We start from the raw sequence: 15,752 nt of genomic DNA, 5'->3' as shown, positions 1-15,752 counted from the left end.
AATCATTTAGATTATATTTCATTTTTTTATAAAAGATCTGACACACCCAACAACGGCTTATTTACCAGGGTATTCTTTAACTTCTTCCTCATCACGGAGGATTCGAAGGGCACCTTCTGCAAGTGCCTGTAATTCGTTTTCTCCAGGGTGGACAATTACATCCGCAATCCAATTGATCCGCTCTGAAATCTCATGGACAAACTCTTTTCCATACGCAAGGCCGCCAGTCAGGATAATCGCATCCACTTTCCCGGAAAGGACTGCGCTTGCAGAGCCGATTTCTTTTGCAACCTGATAAGCCATAGCTTCATAAACCTGCTTCGCTTTAGCATTGCCTTGCTTGATCATTTTTTCGACCTTAACCGCATCATTGGTTCCAAGGTACCCGACAAGTCCGCCCTGTCCTACAAGCTTTTTCATGATTTCTTCCCGGTAATAATCACCGGAAAAACATAGTTCAACAAGGTCACCAGCAGGTACTGTACCCGCACGTTCAGGACTGAAAGGCCCATCACCATGCAGACCATTGTTTACATCGACAACCCTTCCTGATTTGTGGGCACCGACCGTTATTCCCCCGCCTAGATGGGTAACAATCAGATTCAGGTCTTCATATCTTCGTCCAAGTTCCTTTGCAACCCGCCTTGCGACCGCCTTTTGGTTCAATGCATGAAAAATGCTCTTTCGTTCAATCAGCGAAAAACCAGACACTCGGGCAACTGGGTCAAGCTCATCAACCACAACCGGGTCGACGATGAAAGAAGGGATATTCAATCCTGATGCTATTTCATAAGCCAGAATTCCGCCTAGATTAGAAGCATGCTGGCCTGAGAATCCTGCACGCAGATCATCAAGCATCTTATTGTTTACTGCATATGTACCGCCTTCGATTGGCCTTAATAGCCCCCCGCGCCCACAAACAGCACTCAATTTTGAAATATTGATTCCTTCATTATCAAGCGTTTCAAGTATCGTATTCTTCCTGAATTCGTATTGGTCGATGATGGTCTCATAGGAGTTAATGACAGCTGAATCATGACGGATCGTTTTTTCAAAAACGGAAACCTCGTTGTCAAAGACTCCAATTTTCGTTGATGTAGATCCTGGATTAATAACTAGAATCCGATATTCTGTTTGTTGCACAGTTAAACCTCCAATTTAATCACGAATTGACTGGCAATCCGCAATACGTCAGTAACATTTAGGAAACAGCAGAGGCGCCGAAAACCATTCAGCGCACTCTGCAATATCCTTGAATTAACGGCGACTTAAAATATGATGGCCGTTCTGCAGGAATTGGCTGCGAGAATTGCGCATTCTTTCGATACGCTCTTCTGCCATCCTGTCTGCTGCTTTGTAAGTAGGAATTCCATCTCTTTTTGCGATTTCAATTACTTTTTCAATATTATTGTAGATCGTTTCGACCTTTTTCATTGCTCTTTCAGCGTTATAGCCGTATAGCTCATCTGCTACATTGATTACTCCGCCAGCGTTGATTACATAATCTGGTGCGTAAACGATTCCCATTTCATGGATGATATCACCATGCTTAGGATCCTTCAGCTGATTGTTTGCAGCCCCTGCAATAACCTTCGCTTTGATATGCGGGATCGTTTCATCATTAATTACTGCGCCTAATGCACATGGAGCGTAAATATCACATTCTACACTGTAGATTTCATCTGGATCGACTGCTTTAGCGCCGAACTCCTCAACAGCTCTTTGGACTGCTTCTTTGTTGATGTCAGTTACAATTAGCTGAGCACCTTCTTCATGAAGGTGGCGGCAAAGGTTATACGCTACATTGCCGACGCCCTGTACTGCAATCGTTTTGCCTTCCAATGAATCCGTGCCGAATGCTTCTTTTGCAGCTGCCTTCATCCCTCTATATACACCATAAGCAGTTACCGGAGAAGGGTTTCCTGAAGAACCGAATGCAGGTGAAATCCCGGTTACGAAATCTGTTTCTTCATGGATTAAGTCCATATCAGCTACAGTTGTGCCTACGTCTTCTGCTGTAATATATCTTCCGTTCAGGCCTTGGATGTAACGGCCGAATGCACGGAACATTTCTTCATTCTTATCCTTGCGCGGGTCACCGATAATAACGGTTTTACCCCCGCCAAGATTCAATCCTGCAGCAGCATTTTTGTAAGTCATACCTTTTGCAAGGCGAAGAGCATCTTCGATTGCAGCTTCTTCAGAAGCATATGTCCACATACGAGTTCCGCCCAATGCTGGTCCAAGAGTTGTATCGTGAATGGCGATAATCGCTTTCAAACCTGATTGTTTATCCTGGCAAAATACTACCTGCTCATAATCATACTGTTCTAGATACTTAAAGATTTCCATTTCTAGTTCCTCCCCTGGTTTATGTAGATTATTTATCAGCAGAGCATAACGCCAATGCAAGTGAATATAACTTGCTTTGAGCAGTGTCCGCCCTGGATGTTAATACAATTGGAGCCTTTGCTCCTGCAATGACCGCGCCAACCTTTGCATTGGCAAAATAAATTAAGGATTTATAAAGTACGTTTCCAACTTCAATTGCAGGGACCAATAAAATATCTGCCTTGCCAGCGACCTCGCTTTTTATTCCCTTGTGTTCAGCGGCAAGCTGTGACACAGCGTTGTCCAGAGCAAGCGGTCCATCGACAATACAGCCTGTAATTTGGCCGCGTTTGTTCATCATCGTCAATGCAGCTGCATCCAGGGTTGCCTGCATGGCAGGATTGACGACTTCCACTGCAGCTAGAGGAGCCACTTTTGGCATATCAATGCCAATAGAATGGGCCACTTGCACTGCATTCTTGATGATTTGAGCTTTCTGATCCAGATCCGGTGAGATGTTCATAGCCGCATCCGTAACGATCGTGAATCTGTTGTATCCCGGTATTTCAAACACAGCAACATGGGAAAGCGCCGCCCCGGTCCTCAGTCCATACTCTTTATTCAGTACAGCTTTCAAGATGGAAGCAGTAGGTATATTGCCTTTCATCAGCACATTCGCTTCCTTATCTTTGACAGCTTTCACTGCTAATTCAGCAGCATTACTATTATTTGGAGCGGAAATGATTTTAATCCCTTCGCTCCCCAATAGTTCCGGGTGCTGGGATGCAATCATTTTCTCTATTTCTTCTTTGTTGCCGTAAAGAAGAAAATTTGCAAGCTTCATTTTTGCAGCTTCGGCAATTGCTTCCAGAACTTCAGCATCTTCTGCCGCTGCAACAGCAACTGTCTTCCTGCCATTTTGGGATGCCATGCTGATCAGTGAGTCTAGTTTCATTTCTGTTCAACCCTTTCTTTTCTTAGCGCATCACCCGAATATATATTAATGCAAGAACCGTGCCAACATAAAAATCCTGAAAACGCTTTATTTTTCCCGAAAAATATAATGCAATAAATTGCATGGTATGAAATTTATTGCATGCTATTCATTTCAATATCGTATTTTTCGAGTTTATAATACAAATTCCTAACTGATACTCCCAGTATTTTAGCAGCAGCAGTTTTATTGCCATTCACACTTTTTAAAGTATCCTTGATTACATTTGCTTCATATTTTTCCAGCATCACGGTCAGCGTTTCTGTTCCGGCAGTCAGGCCAATATGTTCTTCTTTTTCTTTTTGCTGGCTGGTTTGCAATTCAGGAAGATGCTCGATATCAATGATTGTCTCATTATAATTCAAGAAAATGATCGCCCTTCCAAGGACGTTTTCCAATTCCCTGACGTTGCCAGGCCAATCATAATCGATCAGCTTTTTTATCGCTTTTCCTGAAATCCCCTCAACATTGCGGCCATAATCCTGGTTGATTTTCCGGATCAGTCTTTCGCACAAGAGCGGAATATCTTCCTTTCGTCTCTTAAGCGGAGGAATATGGATCGGCATCCTGTTCAGACGATAATACAAGTCTTCTCTAAAACTGCCGTTGGCAATCGCTTTTTCAAGATTCATATTGGTGGCAGCAATGACCCTTACATTGATTGGCATAGGTTTGGTCCCACCAACCCGGACAATTTCCCTTTCCTGAAGAACCCGCAATAGTTTTGCTTGTGTGTTTGCAGGCAATTCGCCTATTTCATCAAGAAAGATACTCCCGTTGTTTGCCTCTTCAAAAAAACCTCGTTTACCACCTCTTTTGGCTCCTGAAAACGCCCCTTCTTCATAACCGAAAAGCTCACTTTCCAGCAGGGACTCTGATATTGCTGCACAGTTGACACGGATGAACTTGTTGAACTTTCGGTCACTTGCGTTATGGATTGCATGGGCAAATAATTCTTTCCCTGTCCCGGATTCACCGCGCAACAAGACTGTAGCAGGTGTTTTTGCTCCAAGTTTTGCCTGTTCAATCGGAATCATCATTTCTTCTGATTGTCCAATAATATCCTCAAAAGAATATTTCGCTTCGAGTGTCCTGATGATCTGCCTTGCACGCGTCAATTCACGATTCAGGTTTTGGATCTCGGACATATCATGAATGACCCCGACACTCCCCTTTAATTTCCCATCAACAATGATTGGTGCAACATTCACGACAACTTCCTTTTTGTTCGGTCCCACCCTCATAGCGGTTCCTCTGACTGGCCTTCTTGTCTTAAGGACCTTCATATGCATGCTTTCACCTTCGGATATATCTGCTGTTGCAGGCTGCCCGATCACCTGCTCTTCCTGCAGTCCGGTAATCCTCGTATAAGCAGGATTGATCAATATCCCCCGGCCATCCTCATCTACTACAGATATGGCTTCATCACTGGAATTGATGATCGCCTGAAGCATCGTTTGGATTTCTTTTAAATTCGTTATCTCTTCCGCCAAATTTACAACTTCTGTAATATCTTTGAAAACGGAAAAGGCACCGATCAGTTGGTCATTTTCATCTATCATCGGAATTCTTGTCGTGATGATTTTGGAACCATTCGGAAGCAAAAGTTCCTGGTTCGTTTCTATCTTTCTGGTATTCAGCACCCTTATCAGCTGGCTTGAAGGGATGATGTCTAAAACATGCCTTCCTTCAGCCTTAACCCTCGGAGTTCCGATGATTTTTTCAGCACTTTTGTTAAACAGGGTGATTGTTCCTTCTGTGTTGATGACAACCATGCCATCGCCACTTGAATTAAAGATTAAATCATGTTCATATGTAATTTTTCTCAGGGTTGTGATCAACCCTTCTTTTTCCTCCAAGAGTGTTGCCAACAAAAACGCGACACTGCCTGGTATCAGCACTGTGTTTTTCCCCCTGGCATCCCTTAATTCCCTGAATACAGTCTCTTCTCCCGTAACTTCAATGATTATATCAAGATCTTCAGACATAAAGTCACGCCAGTCAGACCCAGTCTGTATTCCTGCTTTTTCAGCTGCAATTATCCCAGGAGCCGTCATGTTGACATCCACCACTGCTGCTATCTTTGCAGTCTGCTTGAAGATATCAAGTATTGCCGTTCCACCCTTGCCTGCTCCAACAATCATTATTTTTTGCATAATATCCTCCATATATCTGGAAAAATATTTCATGGCCGTTAAAAATTGCTCTGCAAAATTCTTCACTAACATTGTAATAGTTTTTGAAGGCGCTGACAAATTTCTTATTTTTCGAACTTTTTTTCATGAAAAGGGACTGATTGCGGAATTACCTGAGGTTAAGTATACTTTTTTTATCAAGACAAATTACGAGGGGAACTTCATGATTAGGATAATAGCTTTAGTTATTATGTTGATACCGGGCGTGATTGCAGCTTTTGGGGTTAAATTAATGCGTGATATGGTGTTCGGAATTTTACAGTCACCATTTCCATACTTATGGCTTCAATTCCTGGCTGGCCTTATATTTTTCCTTGCAGGCCTTGGCTTCATTGCAGGCTTCATTTTGCATCGAGATCGCAAAAGAAATAAAGTTCAGGCGATTTTTCGTATACCGGAAAGCAGTAAAAAGCAAAACAGGCCTTAATATCAGGCCTGTTTTGTTCTTTTTTGAATACTTTTAGCTTTTATAGGGTCATCCGTGATTACTGCACTGCAATTTACCTTGAATAATCGTTCCAGTTCAGCATCTTTATTAACCGTATATGGCCGTACTTCTATCCCGCTTTCGAGCGATGCCTTGACAATTTCATCAGGTGAAGCGCGCCAATGAGGATGAAAACCCTTTGCCCTGATTGATTGTGCGTAAATCCATGGCATAAATAAACCATCCGATAATAATGGCGCAATTTCTATCTCAGGGGCAATCATATAGCTGTGGACGATACTATAATGATTGAAGGAGGAAATGATGATTCTCTCCGATAAATGATAATCCCTCACCATAGCTATCACTTTTTCCTCCATGCCTTTATAAGGAACAATACTATTTTTCAATTCAATATTGCAAATAAGATCGGTCTGTGACAGCCAGTCAAGGACCTCATTAAGCGTTGGAATCGGCTCTTTTCCTGGCAATGAAGTATGTTTAAAGCGGGCATCCAGTTTTCGCAGCTCATTTAGATTGAAATCTTTGACCAATCCCGTACCATCAGTCGTCCTGTCTACCTTTTCATCATGGATGACAACAAGCTCTCCATCTTTTGTCATTTGTACATCCAGTTCAAGGCCATCTGCTCCAGCATTCGCCGCCTTCGTGAAAGCAAGCATAGTATTTTCAGGATATTCAGCCGAATAACCTCGATGTGCTAAAATAAGAGACACAAAGGATCACACCTATCATAATAATTTGGAGGGAATCACTTGAGACCATTAAACATTTCCGCAGAAACTGCCATCAAGCTTTCCGAGAAACTTGGGGTGCCGATTGAACAAATCATGCACATGCCCCAGCATATCCTTATGCAAAAATTAGTCGAGTTCGAAAAAGAAAGAGAACAGGAAAAATAATTTCCCGAACGCCATTATGGCGTTTTTTTTATCTTCAAAAACCTGTTGCAATATAAAGTCTGTCAAATCCCATGATAATATGCCTTTGAATGGAATACCACTTTTTCGAAACATAAAAACATCCATCTTTAGTCGGAATACCGAAATGAAGATGGATGTTTAATATAAGGTATGAAAAATTGCTTATTTAAGTCCTAACTCTTTCAAGAAGCTTTGTGCTCCAGGCGCAGCTTGTCCGCTACCATAGCAATGAATTCTGAATTCGTCGGCTTTGCTTTGGACATTGAGACAGTATAGCCGAACAATGAGGAAATCGAATCGATATTCCCTCTGCTCCATGCCACCTCAATCGCATGGCGGATTGCACGCTCTACACGACTTGCTGTTGTATTGAATTTCTTTGCGATATCTGGATAGAGGACTTTTGTGATCGAGCCAAGAAGTTCAATATCATTGTAAACCATGGAAATCGCTTCACGAAGGTACATATACCCCTTTATATGCGCAGGGACACCAATTTCGTGGATAATGCTTGTGATGCTTGCATCGAGATTTTTAGGCTTCTGATCCATATTGGACCTGCCATAATTAATCGATGAAGATGGCTTTCTGGCGACGGTTTTTGCTTTGCCGCTCACCTGGCGGATATGACCTGCTAATTGGTCCATATCAAATGGTTTTAAGATAAAGTAGGAAGCACCAAGGTCCACTGCTTTTTTCGTTACATCCTCCTGGCCGAATGCTGTCAGCATAATGACATTCGGAATGATGCCTTTTTTCATTTCACGCAGCCTTTCAAGCACTGCAAGACCATCTAAATGCGGCATGATAATATCCAATAACATGACATCTGGATCTATATCTTCAAGCATATCCAAACATTCCTGGCCATTATGGGCAACACCGATAATTTCCATATCATCCTGGGAAGAAATATATTCTTCAAGAAGACCTACTAATTCTCTGTTGTCGTCAACAACACATACTTTTATTTTGTTCACTGCTTGGTTCCTCCTCAATCCAATTATGATCACAAATTTTATCTTCTCTAAATTCTATTCTAAATGACTAATTCGACAATGCAACAGAAATTCCTCTTATTTTTAATTTTTTCTTAAAAAAGCATTATTTTCTAATAAATGCTTCATTTTCCTTTGTTTTTCGACTTATTTCGATAGTTGACAAAAAAGCAATAGAGAATTTGTCGAATAATCTTTGAGTATGTCTTTTTGAAACGAAAAAAGGCGGCAGCAGCCGCCGTATATCCGATATTTAACTTGCCTGTTCTCTAGGTTTTTCATAAATGTCTATACCTGCTTCATTAAGCATCCATTCAATATGGACACCATATCCGCTTGTAGGATCGTTGACGAAAACGTGTGTTACAGCTCCCACAAGCTTATTGTCCTGGATAATTGGGCTTCCGCTCATCCCCTGGACAATCCCTCCCGTTTTTTCCAATAACTCAGGATCAGTTACTTTTATAACCATTCCTTTCGTTGCTGGAAACTTTTGCGGGATGGTGCTGACAATTTCTATATCAAAAAGATTCACTTCATCATTATTCACAACCGTCAGGATTTTAGCCGGTCCTTCTTTTACCTGATGGGACAAGGCAATCGGAAGCGCTTTATCAAAAACCCCATTCGTAATATCCTTGTTCAATTCCCCAAAAATACCAAAGGGACTGTTTCTATGGATATTGCCTATAACCTCGCGATCGGATGAGAAACGAGCCAGCTTTTCGCCAGGATTACCTTTGTCTCCCTTTTCAATCGATGTGACTGTCGATCTGACGATTTGCCCATCCTCGACGACAATCGGCTTTTTCGTATCCATGTCCGATATAACATGACCAAGTGCACCATATTTCTTCGACTGTGGATGATAAAAGGTCATCGTACCAATCCCGGCTGCAGAATCGCGGATATACAAGCCGAGTTTATAAGTGTTTTCGTTTACGTCTTTCTTTGGCTGGAGATGCGCATTAATTTTTTCATTTTCCCTTTTAAGCACTAAATCCAATGGTTTTCCTTCTTCTCCTGCTTTTTTTACAAATGGACCTACGTCCGCCATTTTTTCTATTTGTTTGCCATTTATTTCTGTGATGATATCGCCTTTTTTAATCCCTGCCAGTTCACCCGGCGATACCCTTCCTTCTTCCGCCTGTACCTGGTGATGTCCGACCACAAGGACACCGACCGTATTAAGTTTAACTCCAATGGATTGGCCTCCAGGCCTAACCCTGAAATCCTTAAGAACATTTACATCAACTTTTTTGACCGGGAACCCGGCCAGCTCAAGGACCATTTCATCTTTGCCATGTCTTTTCGCCTCTAATGACACGGTTTCACCATTCTGGTCTACCTGGATGTTCGAATTATCAACGGGAGCTGTGACATGTACCGCATTAGCGGTAAAATCGATCGATTGCCCCTCAAATAATGTTATATCTCCTGGAATAGAAAAATATTCATGTACGGGTTTTGCAAATCCTAAAGCAATTAATGAAACAAGGAGAATTCCACCAATAAATTTTCTGAGAAAATCTTTTTTCAAATCCATTCACTCTCCTCGCTTCTAGTCCACACACACATCGATAATGGCTACATCTTTAATTTTGCCTCGACTCGGCGCATTTATAACCAGTATAAAAATAAAAAAGCTACCCTTTATGGATAGCTTTTCAAGTTGCCGCTTTCATATTCTGTGCAAGCTGCAACAATTCTTCTGCATGCTGTTTTGTCAGGTCTGTAATTTCGACTCCAGATATCATCCTGCCGATTTCCTTTACTTTTTCAGACGATGAAAGTGGGGTGACAGATGTTTTCGTACGGCCATTCTTAATTATTTTAGCAATATAAAGATGTGTGTCTGCCATTGCAGCTACCTGAGGCAAGTGTGATATGCACAAAACCTGTGATCCAGTCGACACATTATAAATTTTTTCAGCTATGGACTGTGCTACGCGGCCGCTGACTCCCGTATCGACTTCATCGAAAATAATCGAAGTAACGCCCTGGTGCTCGGAGAAAATACTTTTCAGCGCCAGCATTATCCGGGAAAGCTCACCGCCTGAAGCGATTTTTGACAAAGGCTTCAACGGTTCCCCAGGGTTTGTAGAAATATAAAATTCAACATCGTCTGAGCCATTTTTATGGAAAATATCCGGATTGGACACGATCCGAAGCTCAAATACAGCCTTTTCCATATAAAGCTCTTTTAGTTCTTTATGAATCAATTTCGTTAACCTTTTCGCCCATTTCCTGCGCGTTTGGGTCAAATGATCCGCTTCAATGCGGAGATCCTTTTTAAGCGATGCCAATTCCTTTTCCATCTGGCCAATATGGACTTCCTTGTTTTGGAGCGTCTCAATTTCTTCTTCTATTTTTGAAGAATATTCAAGAATCTCTTCAATCTTTTTTCCGTATTTCCGCTTCAGCTGGTTGATTTCATTCAGCCTGTCCTCGATTTCATTCAAACGCTGAGGATCGTATTCAAGGGAATCAAGTTCATTCCTGATTGTCCTTGCTGCATCTTCTAACATGTAAAAGCTGTTCGCAACTGTTTCAGCTACATTTTTGTATTCTGGATCCAATTCAGCAGCATTCTGGAGATTGTCCATTACAAGACTAATCCAATCCAGGCCTTTTTGTTCACCTTGCAGAGCAGAATAACTCGTCTGGATGCTTTCATATATCCGTTCGAAATTGCCCAGCTTGCGCTTTTCTTCCGATAGTTCCTCATCTTCGTTGATTCTAAGGTTGGCTGAACTGATTTCGTCATGCTGGAACTGAATCAAATCAAGCCTGTGAGCCATCTGTTGTTCATTTTCACTCAGGCTTTTAAGTTTTTTCTGTGTTTGTTCAAATGAACGGTAAACTTCCTGGTATTCAACCAGGGCAGGAAGAATTTCTTCAGCACCAAACTGGTCCAGCAAATTAACATGCATAGTCTCATCCATCAGTTCCTGATGCTCATGCTGGCCATGGATATCAATGAGTGTGGAACCTACTTCCCGCAGGACTGAGATTGTAACAAGCTTGCCATTGATACGACAAACGCTTTTTCCGCTCGCGGAGATATCCCTTCTTAATACAATCATGCCATCTTCGATCTCGATGCCAAATTCAGCCGCTTTGGCATAACAAGGATGGTTTTGGCCCTCTATGAAAAATAATCCCTCAATTTCAGCCTTGTCCGTACCATGACGAACAAATTCAGCGGAACCTCTGCTGCCAACGAGCAGGTGAATCGCATCAATGATAATGGATTTCCCAGCGCCCGTTTCACCAGTGAGAACCGTAAGTCCTTTATTAAAGGATATGGACAACGACTCTATAATCGCGAAGTTTTGTATCGATAATTCATTTAACAAGCAACGTCACCTCATTTACAACATTTCAAGAAAACGATTTGTGACCAGCTCGGTATCCTCCGGAGTACGGCAAATAATCAAGATTGTATCGTCCCCGCAAATCGTGCCGAGGATATCTTCCCAATCAAGATTATCAATCAGTGCACCAATCGCATTTGCATTCCCCGGAAGAGTTTTCATCACGAGGAGATGTCCTGCCTGATCAATTCTGACAAATGCGTCCATTAAAGATCTTTTTAATTTTTGTAAAGGGTTGAAGCGCTGATCCGCCGGAAGGCTGTATTTATATCTTCCATCGATCAACGGCACTTTTACCAAATGAAGCTCCTTTATATCACGGGACACAGTAGCCTGTGTAACGTTAAAGCCAGCTGCCTTCAAGCGGTCCACAAGCTCATCTTGAGTCTCAATATCCTTACTCGCGATTAACTCGCGAATTTTTATGTGTCTCTGTCCTTTATTCATTCATATCACCCCTGGATAGATCCGAAACATTTATATACTAATATGTTAGCCGATTTCAACAGAATGTACAATCATTCGTGGTTTTTCACCAAAACTTCTTTGAGAAATTGGCAAAGATGTGAATAATTATTTACCTTTTCCTGAAAAAATCACAAAAAAGAACAGGCTGCGATCGCAGCCTATTCTTCTTCACTTGTTTGTTTTGTTTTCAGCTCGTTATGAGCTTCAGTCACGATCGTCTCCGCTTGGTTCTTTAATTGCAGCTTACCCTTCCCATCTTTTGGGTCGTTCCATTGAAGATGTAGAAGGAATTCGATATTGCCATCCCCGCCTGTTATAGGAGAGAATGAGAGATCCATGACGTCATATCCCTCATCAATCGAAAAAGTAATGATTCTTTCCAAGACTTGTTCATGAACTTTTCTGTCCCGGACGATGCCTTTTTTTCCTACTTGTTCACGTCCGGCTTCAAACTGTGGTTTAACAAGCGCAACGATATCGCTTTCGGGAATAAGCAGTGTTTTTAACACCGGAAGGATCAGGCGAAGCGAAATAAAGCTGACATCTATGCTCGCAAAATTCGGCATCCCTTTAACCAGATCCTCTGGCTTCACATATCGGAAATTGGTTCTTTCCATCACAACGACCCGCTCATCCTGCCGCAGCTTCCAGGCAAGCTGATTGTATCCCACATCCAATGCGTAAGACATTTCAGCCCCATTTTGCAAAGCACAATCAGTGAATCCTCCTGTGGAAGCTCCGATGTCAAGCAGGGTTTTCCCATTTACATCAAGGTCAAATACCTGGAGTGCCTTCTCAAGCTTAAGGCCCCCGCGACTTACATAAGGAAGCACATTCCCTTTCACAGTCAGGGGAATATCGCTGTTGACCTTTTCACCCGGTTTGTCCAGCCGGTTTTCGTTTGAGTAGACGAGACCTGCCATGATGGTCCTTTTTGCTTTTTCCCTTGTTTCAGCAAGACCGCGTTCAACAAGCAGTATATCTAATCGTTCTTTTTTGATTTTCATCTGTTACGCCCTTTTTTGTTTCTGTCGTGCCAGCGTTTGTATTCGCAGGACGACATCTTCTGTTGTCATTCCGATTTCCTTAAGCAATTTGTTGACACTGCCATGTTCTATAAATTGATCCGGGATTCCCATTCGGTCAATTTGTGCATGTTGAAAGCCCAGGTCATGAGAAGTTTCGAGAACGAAACTTCCGAATCCGCCCTGCAATACCGCTTCTTCGATTGTTAGGATTGGCTTATCATCCTTCAAAATGCCGACCAGCATCTCTTCATCCAATGGTTTGATAAATCGAGAATTGATGACTTTTACCGAAATTCCCTGTTTTGCAAGAATTTCCGCAGCCTCTAAGGCCATTGGAATGGTTGTGCCGAATGTCAGGATTGCAGCGTCTTCGCCTTCACGCAATACTTCCCAAGTGCCAATTGGTATTTCTTTCAAATCTTCGTCCATCGGCACTCCAAGCCCATTTCCGCGTGGATAACGCATCGCAATCGGACCATTATCGTATTTGACAGCAGTGTAGACCATGTGCTGGCCTTCATTTTCATCCTTTGGCATCATCAAAACCATATTAGGCAAATGCCTCAAAAAAGCTATATCAAATACACCCTGATGAGTCTCCCCATCTGCTCCGACAAGTCCTGCACGGTCAATGCCTATGAATACATTCAGGTTCTGGCGGCAAATATCATGGACTACCTGGTCATATGCGCGCTGAAGGAAGGTCGAATATATCGCCAAAAATGGTTTCATTTTTTGCGTTGCCAGTCCTGCTGCAAATGTTGCTGCATGTTGCTCAGCAATACCAACGTCAATCATTCTGTCCGGGAATTCACTTGCAAAGCCCTCAAGTTTTGAACCCACAGGCATCGCTGGTGTTACAGCAACAATGCGGTCGTCTGTCCTGGCGATTTTCCTGACAGTCTCACTGACGAGCTTGCTCCATGCAGGAGGTGCAAATTCAGGCTTAACAAAATCGCCTGTCTCCATTTTGTATGGTCCGGTTCCGTGCCATGTCCCGATTTTATCATTTTCAGCCGGGTTATAGCCTTTTCCTTTTTTTGTGATTACATGGAGCAGTACGGGTCCGTCCTGTTTTTTTGCATATGCGAGATTTTCAAATAAATCTTCGTAGTTATGCCCATCAACTGGCCCTAAATAGGTAAAACCCAATTCTTCGAAGAAGATGCCGGAAACAAACAGATATTTTAGGCTATCTTTGATTCTTTCAGCTGTAGCAGCAAGTTGCCCGCCAATCGCAGGTACTTTCTTCAGCAAGTATTCAAGTTCATCTTTAACCATATGGTATTTACCCGCAGTCCTCAGGCGGCCCAGGACATTATGCAAGGCACCTACATTTGGTGCAATCGACATTTCATTATCATTCAAAATGACGATCAGCTTCTTTTTTTCATGACCGATATGGTTCAGGGCTTCAAGCGCCATTCCTCCAGTCAAAGCACCATCACCGATGATCGGAACGATATGGGAGTTCTCCCTTTTCAAATCCCGTGCAATGGCCATGCCCATAGCTGCTGACAATGACGTCGAACTATGACCCGTTTCCCAGACATCATGCTCGCTTTCAACCATTTTCGGAAAGCCGCACAATCCTTTATATTGGCGGAGCGTATCAAATTGACAAGCCCTTCCTGTCAGGATTTTATGTACATATGACTGATGTCCGACATCCCAGAGAAATTTATCTTTTGGGCTGTCAAAGCACTTATGAAGGGCAATCGTTAATTCCACCACTCCAAGGTTAGGGCCTATATGTCCACCGGTAACAGATAATTTCTCGATTAAAAACTGCCGAATCTCCCTGCTTAACTCTTCCAATTCCTTATTCGAAAGGTTTTTCAAGAAGGAAGGGTCTTTTATTGATAAAAGATCCATTTCGGACCACTCACTTTCATTTTCTGACTTTTTAATCCGTATTTAAATAATTCCAAAAAAGTTGTTAGTAATAACATATATTAATTAAAGAACCGTTTTCAAGCTATACCTTGAAATCCGCTTTAAAATTACCGATTATGTATAAGAAAAGCTGTCAACACTACCGTGCTAACAGCCAATTATAGCACACAATTGCGCGATTCTCAACGGAGTCCTGGCCCTAGTGATTGCGTAATCCGATTAAATCGGTGATCTGTGAAAGGATCCCGACTTGAAGGCCAGTTGAAGCGAGAGCGTCTTTGGCACTGCGCAGATGATGGTCAAGGGCTTCCTTGGCACCATCCAGGCCAAGGAGGGAAGGATAGGTACTTTTTTCGTTTTCCGTATCGCTTCCTACAGGTTTACCAATCGTTTCTTCTGTTCCCTCGAGATCGAGAATATCGTCCCTGATTTGGAAAGCAAGGCCGATATGGTAAGCAAAACGTGACAGTACTTCCTTTTGGTCCGGTGTTGCCCCTGCAATTTCAGCACCAGCAATAATACTGTACTCCAGAAGCTTTCCTGTTTTATTGATGTGGATATATTCCAACTGTTCGAGTGTAAGCAGTCTGCTTTCGCCTTCCATATCTGCAACCTGGCCCCCAACCATACCTGGGGCTCCGGCAGCATTAGATAAACCTTTGATCAATGAAAGCTTCACCTGTGCAGACGCAGCTTCTTCGGACATATTCGCCAGCAAATTAAAGCTTAATGTCAGAAGGGCGTCTCCGGCAAGGATTGCTGTTGCTTCTCCGAAAACTTTATGGTTTGTCGGCTTTCCTCTTCTTAAATCATCATCATCCATACTCGGAAGATCATCGTGAATCAACGAGTATGTATGAACCATTTCAATGGCTGCAGCAGCATCCAGACCATTACTAGGATCTTTGCCGAATGCATCTATGATGGCAAATACTAAGAGCGGGCGAATCCTTTTCCCCCCTGCCTCAAGCGAATAGAGCATGGCATTCGCTAAATTCTCCGGTGTCTCAAGGCCCTCTACAGCTTTCTTCAGCCGATTCTCAACTGCAGTTTTGTATTGCTTTGTAAAATCACTCAGTGAAACAGGATGCAAA

Annotated in this window: 14 protein-coding genes; 2 read left to right on the top strand and 12 right to left on the bottom strand. The window is 42.5% G+C overall.

Going from position 1 to position 15,752, the window contains the following annotated elements; all coding sequences use genetic code 11:
• Positions 1-57 precede the first annotated feature (57 nt).
• The 4 genes from buk to ACXAEA_RS08445 all read right to left on the bottom strand — a co-directional run bounded on the left by buk (position 58) and on the right by ACXAEA_RS08445 (position 5,481).
• Positions 58-1,143, bottom strand: coding sequence for a butyrate kinase (gene buk / locus ACXAEA_RS08460; RefSeq protein WP_475095454.1), 1,086 nt, complete (start codon positions 1,141-1,143; stop codon positions 58-60).
• Positions 1,144-1,257: 114 nt separating this feature from the next.
• Positions 1,258-2,352, bottom strand: a complete 1,095-nt coding sequence (gene bcd / locus ACXAEA_RS08455) for a branched-chain amino acid dehydrogenase (protein WP_475095453.1) — start codon at positions 2,350-2,352, stop codon at positions 1,258-1,260.
• Positions 2,353-2,380: 28 nt separating this feature from the next.
• Positions 2,381-3,286 carry a phosphate butyryltransferase gene (yqiS, locus tag ACXAEA_RS08450; RefSeq protein WP_475095452.1) on the bottom strand — a complete coding sequence of 302 codons (906 nt, stop codon included), beginning with the start codon at positions 3,284-3,286 and terminating at the stop codon, positions 2,381-2,383.
• A gap of 134 nt (positions 3,287-3,420) precedes the next feature.
• Positions 3,421-5,481, bottom strand: a complete 2,061-nt coding sequence (locus ACXAEA_RS08445; protein WP_475095451.1) for a sigma-54 interaction domain-containing protein — start codon at positions 5,479-5,481, stop codon at positions 3,421-3,423.
• Between the two features lie 202 nt (positions 5,482-5,683).
• Here ACXAEA_RS08445 and ACXAEA_RS08440 point away from each other — a divergent pair, with 202 nt between their 5' ends.
• Positions 5,684-5,947 carry a DUF2627 domain-containing protein gene (locus ACXAEA_RS08440; RefSeq protein ID WP_475098084.1) on the top strand — a complete coding sequence of 88 codons (264 nt, stop codon included), beginning with the start codon at positions 5,684-5,686 and terminating at the stop codon, positions 5,945-5,947.
• 2 nt (positions 5,948-5,949) lie between these two features.
• Here the strand turns inward: ACXAEA_RS08440 and ACXAEA_RS08435 are convergent, their stop codons facing one another.
• Positions 5,950-6,684 (bottom strand): glycerophosphodiester phosphodiesterase, encoded by a 735-nt coding sequence (locus tag ACXAEA_RS08435; protein ID WP_475095450.1) that lies wholly within the window; start codon positions 6,682-6,684, stop codon positions 5,950-5,952.
• Between the two features lie 39 nt (positions 6,685-6,723).
• Here ACXAEA_RS08435 and ACXAEA_RS08430 point away from each other — a divergent pair, with 39 nt between their 5' ends.
• A complete protein-coding gene (locus tag ACXAEA_RS08430) occupies positions 6,724-6,870 on the top strand; it encodes a YycC family protein (RefSeq protein WP_475095449.1) in 147 nt (48 codons plus the stop codon).
• 203 nt (positions 6,871-7,073) lie between these two features.
• On the opposite strand, the gene spo0A is transcribed toward ACXAEA_RS08430, so the two are convergent.
• The 7 genes from spo0A to ACXAEA_RS08395 form a co-directional block, all read right to left on the bottom strand.
• Positions 7,074-7,871: a sporulation transcription factor Spo0A gene (spo0A, locus tag ACXAEA_RS08425; protein ID WP_475095448.1), complete on the bottom strand. Its 798-nt coding sequence runs from the start codon at positions 7,869-7,871 to the stop codon at positions 7,074-7,076.
• A 271-nt stretch (positions 7,872-8,142) separates the two neighbouring features.
• On the bottom strand, positions 8,143-9,435 hold the full coding sequence (gene spoIVB / locus ACXAEA_RS08420) for a SpoIVB peptidase (RefSeq protein WP_475095447.1): 1,293 nt from the start codon (positions 9,433-9,435) through the stop codon (positions 8,143-8,145).
• A 121-nt stretch (positions 9,436-9,556) separates the two neighbouring features.
• Positions 9,557-11,248 carry a DNA repair protein RecN gene (gene recN, locus ACXAEA_RS08415; RefSeq protein ID WP_475095446.1) on the bottom strand — a complete coding sequence of 564 codons (1,692 nt, stop codon included), beginning with the start codon at positions 11,246-11,248 and terminating at the stop codon, positions 9,557-9,559.
• A 15-nt stretch (positions 11,249-11,263) separates the two neighbouring features.
• Positions 11,264-11,713, bottom strand: coding sequence for a transcriptional regulator AhrC/ArgR (gene ahrC / locus ACXAEA_RS08410; RefSeq protein ID WP_475095445.1), 450 nt, complete (start codon positions 11,711-11,713; stop codon positions 11,264-11,266).
• A 179-nt stretch (positions 11,714-11,892) separates the two neighbouring features.
• Positions 11,893-12,741 (bottom strand): TlyA family RNA methyltransferase, encoded by an 849-nt coding sequence (locus ACXAEA_RS08405; RefSeq protein ID WP_475095444.1) that lies wholly within the window; start codon positions 12,739-12,741, stop codon positions 11,893-11,895.
• Positions 12,742-12,744: 3 nt separating this feature from the next.
• Entirely contained in the window at positions 12,745-14,637 is a 1,893-nt protein-coding gene (gene dxs, locus ACXAEA_RS08400; RefSeq protein WP_475095443.1) for a 1-deoxy-D-xylulose-5-phosphate synthase, read from the bottom strand.
• Between the two features lie 220 nt (positions 14,638-14,857).
• A complete protein-coding gene (locus tag ACXAEA_RS08395; protein WP_475095442.1) occupies positions 14,858-15,751 on the bottom strand; it encodes a polyprenyl synthetase family protein in 894 nt (297 codons plus the stop codon).
• Between the last annotated feature and the right edge of the window lies 1 nt (position 15,752).

The organism is Mesobacillus sp. ABV4_180, assembly GCF_056158485.1.
This window is presented reverse-complemented; position numbering and strand designations above follow the sequence as displayed.

What these genes read in the sequence shown, in the direction of transcription:
- ACXAEA_RS08440 (WP_475098084.1), top strand. Translation starts at nt 5,684, where the DNA reads ATGATTAGGATAATAGCTTTAGTTATTATGTTGATACCGGGCGTGATT.
- yqiS (WP_475095452.1), bottom strand. Translation starts at nt 3,286, where the DNA reads ATGAAACTAGACTCACTGATCAGCATGGCATCCCAAAATGGCAGGAAG.
- dxs (WP_475095443.1), bottom strand. Translation starts at nt 14,637, where the DNA reads ATGGATCTTTTATCAATAAAAGACCCTTCCTTCTTGAAAAACCTTTCG.
- bcd (WP_475095453.1), bottom strand. Translation starts at nt 2,352, where the DNA reads ATGGAAATCTTTAAGTATCTAGAACAGTATGATTATGAGCAGGTAGTA.
- ahrC (WP_475095445.1), bottom strand. Translation starts at nt 11,713, where the DNA reads ATGAATAAAGGACAGAGACACATAAAAATTCGCGAGTTAATCGCGAGT.
- ACXAEA_RS08445 (WP_475095451.1), bottom strand. Translation starts at nt 5,481, where the DNA reads ATGCAAAAAATAATGATTGTTGGAGCAGGCAAGGGTGGAACGGCAATA.
- spoIVB (WP_475095447.1), bottom strand. Translation starts at nt 9,435, where the DNA reads ATGGATTTGAAAAAAGATTTTCTCAGAAAATTTATTGGTGGAATTCTC.
- ACXAEA_RS08405 (WP_475095444.1), bottom strand. Translation starts at nt 12,741, where the DNA reads ATGAAAATCAAAAAAGAACGATTAGATATACTGCTTGTTGAACGCGGT.